Annotated in this window: 6 protein-coding genes; 3 read left to right on the forward strand and 3 right to left on the reverse strand. The window is 41.4% G+C overall.

Translation table 11 applies throughout. The annotated features are described in order from the left end of the window. Both Q0X66_RS15635 and Q0X66_RS15640 read right to left on the reverse strand, forming a co-directional pair. Nucleotides 1-798 (reverse strand): MFS transporter (locus Q0X66_RS15635; RefSeq protein ID WP_297708015.1); only part of this gene is annotated, 798 nt, incomplete at its 3' end. Nucleotides 799-877: 79 nt separating this feature from the next. Further along, nucleotides 878-1,015, reverse strand: coding sequence for a hypothetical protein (locus tag Q0X66_RS15640; RefSeq protein WP_297708017.1), 138 nt, complete (start codon nucleotides 1,013-1,015; stop codon nucleotides 878-880). Here Q0X66_RS15640 and Q0X66_RS15645 point away from each other — a divergent pair. Next, nucleotides 1,014-1,292, forward strand: coding sequence for a hypothetical protein (locus Q0X66_RS15645; RefSeq protein WP_297708019.1), 279 nt, complete (start codon nucleotides 1,014-1,016; stop codon nucleotides 1,290-1,292). The two genes, Q0X66_RS15640 and Q0X66_RS15645, sit on opposite strands and share 2 nt — an antisense overlap. An 18-nt stretch (nucleotides 1,293-1,310) precedes the next feature. On the opposite strand, the gene Q0X66_RS15650 is transcribed toward Q0X66_RS15645, so the two are convergent. Beyond that, complete coding sequence (locus Q0X66_RS15650; RefSeq protein ID WP_297708021.1) at nucleotides 1,311-1,499, reverse strand: hypothetical protein; 189 nt, start codon at nucleotides 1,497-1,499, stop codon at nucleotides 1,311-1,313. Between the two features lie 150 nt (nucleotides 1,500-1,649). On the opposite strand from Q0X66_RS15650, the gene Q0X66_RS15655 reads away from it, so the two are divergent. Both Q0X66_RS15655 and Q0X66_RS15660 read left to right on the forward strand, forming a co-directional pair. Then, nucleotides 1,650-2,018, forward strand: coding sequence for a hypothetical protein (locus tag Q0X66_RS15655; protein ID WP_297708023.1), 369 nt, complete (start codon nucleotides 1,650-1,652; stop codon nucleotides 2,016-2,018). 4 nt (nucleotides 2,019-2,022) lie between these two features. Beyond that, on the forward strand, nucleotides 2,023-2,882 hold an 860-nt coding region (locus Q0X66_RS15660; protein ID WP_297708025.1), incomplete at its 3' end, for a molybdopterin-dependent oxidoreductase.

Consider the following 2,882-nt stretch of genomic DNA (forward strand, 5'->3'; position numbering starts at 1 on the left):
AGTGGCAACACCAATAGTAATTGCCAGAGCCGCAAAAATATAGGGGAAAGATTCTTTTAAGGCATATTGCTCCTGGAAAATTTGCTGTGAGGTACTCAGGTATACTAAAAAAGAGCCGGTAATAAACCCCCAGATAACAGTAAACAACATGGTTTGCCTGTAATTTAACAATTCGCGGTACCCATCAATAAAAACCCGCCCTCGAAAGGACGTTCTTTTCTCAGGGATCAATGTTTCGGGTTGTCTTTTCCAAAACCAAAACGAAACCAGTATACTGAAAAAAATCTGTACATGAAAAATTGCCTCCCACCCGTAAAAGTCTAAGATCCATTTTCCCATGGCAGGAGCAATGATGGGAACAATAATAAACACTACGGTAACAAATGACATGATCCGGGCCATATAATCCCCACTGTACATATCGCGTATCATAGCAATGCTTATGGTGCGTGGCGCGGACAATGCAATGCCCTGCAGAATGCGCCCTGTGATCATTAGTTCGAAGGTTGGTGCAAAAACACAAAGCAAACTGGCAAAAATAAAAAGCCCAAAACCCATATAAACAACGGGTTTACGGCCAATACTGTCTGAAATAGGGCCAAATAACAAGGGTCCTACGCCCAGACCTAGAAAGAAAAATAGAATTAGAAACTGGTTATTAGAAGGATTTGTAACGCCTACTGCAATTCCAATAATATCAAGGGCTGGTAAGATGGCATCTAAAGCCAGGGCCGCAATAGACATAAGAGCGGCCATGAGGGCCACAAATTCTATTTGGGATTGCTCTTTTTTTACCATCGGGCAAAAGTACATTAATCCCAAGTAAGAATAGTATAAGGGAGAAAGGAACTAAAGGAATTATATTGTAGAATGGCATCTAGAATATCTCAAAAACATAGCCCAGCAGCCAATAAAGTATAAGAAATACTACAACGGTTCCGATACAACCGCATCGTCCACCGCCTATTTTTTTTGCGCCAATTGCAGCAACAATGGCTCTGACTAAATTCTTCATGGCGTATAAATTTGATTTAATTAAAACTACAAATAATTATTCACTAATAGAGTTACAAGAGGTCCTGACAAGTTTAAGCGGGATGGATCAAATGGGGTTTTTTAAAAGCTATGTCATTGGTTCTCAAAGAATCCCTATTGCCACTTATTTGTCTATGGCCAGTTTGGAAGCCACTATTGAAGAGAATAATTTAAAGATTACCAAAAAAGAAGGAGCCAGTAATCTTCAGGAAAAAATTACCCGTGGTCTACTGGGTGATTTAAGACCTAAATCATAACAGCAAGAGGGAAGTGGATTACAATTCAAGATGTCTTAAGACTTCATAAACAATAAATGCCGGCCATAAGAGCGCTTTAATAATCCCAATTACCCCGGCCCAGAAACTCGTGGCCATTTGAATATAGTACACTGCAGCCCCTATAAGGCCTAATCCGTAAACTGCGTTGGAGGCGTGGGAGGTTTGAGAAATGTTTTTAGTTGTCATAATTACATCAATTTTGAGTACAAAATTCCCCTCTGCCAGGCAGATCGCCTATGACTTTCGTCAGCTTCCTCTCTTATTAATATCTTAGTAACTCTAAGATGTATAAATCCGAATATGTTGTACATTTAGGAAGAGATATTCAGTACGACCATGAAGATTAGGATTTTAGACAATGCCCTGCGTTTCAGACTTACCCGTTCAGAGGTAAATACACTTTGTACCAAGGGGTATATAGAAGGTCAGACCATTTTTGATACCGCAGTTTTTACATACGCTGTAAAACTGGTAAAGGACTCAAAACAGCTAACAGCCCAATTTAAGAACAATACCATTACCCTGAATCTTCCCAGATCTCTTGGAAATAATTGGCACCGTACAGAGCAGGTTGGTTTTAGTGAAACCATGGAATTTGGCGACAATCGCAATTTGTCCCTCTTGCTAGAAAAGGATTTTGCCTGCCTGGATGAGCGACTGGAGGATCAGTCCGACAATTATCCCAACCCTAAAGCATTACTTTAAGTATATGATAAAAAACAACTCTAAAAGAAATGTTTGCGTTAGAGGACCAAATGCATTTTCAGAGATCAAAGTAACCGAGCCCAAGCCCTACGCTGCCGGGATGGAAGGGATTGTGGCCGCCATGAAGCACAGCTTTAAGGAAATGGGGGCTGTCCGTGCTATGACAACCTTATTGCATATGAATCAGAAAGAGGGATTTGACTGCCCCAGTTGTGCCTGGCCAGATCCTGAAAAACCATCCAAATTAGGCGAGTATTGTGAAAATGGCGCAAAAGCCCTGGCTGATGAAGCTACTGCTTCACATATTGGAGCTGATTTCTTTAAAAAACACTCCGTAGAAGAATTGTCCTTACGAACCGATTATGAACTAAACGCATTAGGCAGGCTTACCGAACCTTTGGTTTTAAGAGCAGGAAGCGTGCATTATACACCTATTTCATGGGAAGAAACCTTTGCGCTTATTGCAAATGAGTTACATAATTTAGATAGCCCTGATGAGGCTATTTTTTATACCTCGGGACGCTCCAGTAACGAAGCGGCTTTTTTATACGGACTGTTTGCAAGAGCCTTTGGAACCAATAATTTGCCCGACTGTTCCAATATGTGCCACGAATCTAGCGGGGTGGCCCTGTCTGAAACACTGGGAATAGGAAAGGGATCTGTAAAACTGGAAGATTTGTATGGCGCAGAAGTGATTATTGTAGCGGGACAAAACCCGGGGACCAACCATCCCAGGATGCTCTCCGCACTTGAAAAATGTAAGGGGAATGGCGGTAGTGTTATCAGTATTAACCCATTAGAAGAATCCGGACTTGTAAATTTTAAAAACCCGCAAAGCCTAAAGGGTCTATTGGGTTCCGGGGA

This window comes from uncultured Eudoraea sp. (genome assembly GCF_947260015.1).
Lineage (GTDB): Bacteria > Bacteroidota > Bacteroidia > Flavobacteriales > Flavobacteriaceae > Eudoraea.